The sequence below is a fragment of the Endozoicomonas sp. ONNA1 genome (assembly GCF_024606325.1).
GTDB lineage: Bacteria > Pseudomonadota > Gammaproteobacteria > Pseudomonadales > Endozoicomonadaceae > Endozoicomonas_A.
Genome location: NZ_JAHHPN010000151.1, coordinates 1 through 1,481 on the forward strand (window position 1 = coordinate 1; position 1,481 = coordinate 1,481).

Annotated in this window: 1 protein-coding gene; it reads right to left on the reverse strand. The window is 50.0% G+C overall.

Annotation, left to right across the window (positions count from 1 at the left end):
- Positions 1–457: 457 nt before the first annotated feature.
- The coding region (locus tag KDK19_RS03580) for an ankyrin repeat domain-containing protein (RefSeq protein WP_257291347.1) at positions 458–1,481 on the reverse strand (1,024 nt) is incomplete at its 5' end.

The following is a 1,481-nucleotide window of genomic DNA, read 5'->3' on the forward strand; positions in this document are numbered from 1 at the left end:
TGTAGAAAGGTGTAAAAGCTGTACATTGCCAGACCGGTTAGGTTGCTGAGTTTATACAGGGTAGTCTGTTTTTTTGACACTGCGAATTGGAATAAGTCTTATGCTAGTACGTCACTTCAATGAGTTTGATGTGAACAATCTACGTTCATCCTGAGCGGAGTCGAAGGGCGCTAAGGGTAATTGGCAGGGTCTTGATTGTTGGTTCGGAGTCCACATCCTTCGACTCCGCTCAGGATGAACGGGGAGCTGTATGGATATCAAGGCTTAGCTGCACTAGTCTCTCCCAAAATTGATGCAGCTATTTCTCGGCGTGCTAGCTGAAAACTAAAGTCGAGAAACGTTGGTGAAAAGAAGTTTATTCAGGATGGGGAGATCAAAGGTACTGCGCCGGGTTTGGCGCAGTATGAGGTGGAGGTTTGAAATAATCAAGAATCGGTTCTCCGCACAATTTTATTGCTCACTGTTGAAGGCTGCCCGATGGTTGGGCTCCATAGTCTTCAAGAAGTTTCTTGCACTTTCTGTGGCCAAGCTCGATAGCCAAGTCGAGAGCCGTATCGCCATATTTATCCGTCTCTTTGGCTAGTGAACGATCAAAGTTCAGCAATGTCTGGATGGCCTCTGTTTGGCCCTGTTCAGCCGCGAAGTGGAGAGCCATTTCGCCATCGTTATCCTTCTCTTTAGCCAGTGAGCGGTCAAAGTTCAGCAATGTCTGGATGGCCTCTGTTTGGTCTCTAAGAGCAGCTATGTGGAGAGCCGACCAGCCATCGTTATTCTTCACTTTGGCCAGTAAGCGGTCAAAGTCGAGCAATGTCCGGATGGCCTCTGTGTGACCATTACGAGCAGCTAAGTAGAGAGCCGTCCTGCCAGCATCATCCTTCTCTTTGGCCAGGGAGGGCTCAAAGTTCAGCAATGTTTGGATGGCCTCTGTTTGGCCATTATCAGCAGCAAAGTGAAGAGCCGACCAGCCATCGTCATCCTTCTCTTTGGCCAGTGAGGGGTCAATCTCCAGCAATTCCATGATCAACCTTGTGTTGCCACTGCTGGCAGCATCGTGAAAATCCCGAAGGCGCCTGGATCGGTCACTGTCCGACAATACCTCGGCCTTGACGGTGTCTGTTAGGACAAGAGACGCTTTGTTGCCGACGGCTGCCCGTAAGACCTTGGCGGTCTCTTCGTGACCCATGTGGCAAGCCAAGTCGAGAGCCGTATTGCCATTGTTATTCTTCTCTTTGGCCAGGGAAGGTTCAATTTTCAACAATATCCGGATGGCCTCTGTGCGGCCATTACGAGCTGCTTCGTGGAGAGCCGTGTTGCCATAGTTATCCGTCTCTTTAGCCAGTGAACGGTCAAAGTTCAGCAATGTCTGGATGGCCTCTGTGTGACCCCAAAAAGCAGCCATGTGGAGAGCCGTGTTGCCAAATCTATCCTTCTCTTTGGCCAGTGAGCGGTCAAAGTTCAGCAATGTCTGGATGGCCTCTGTT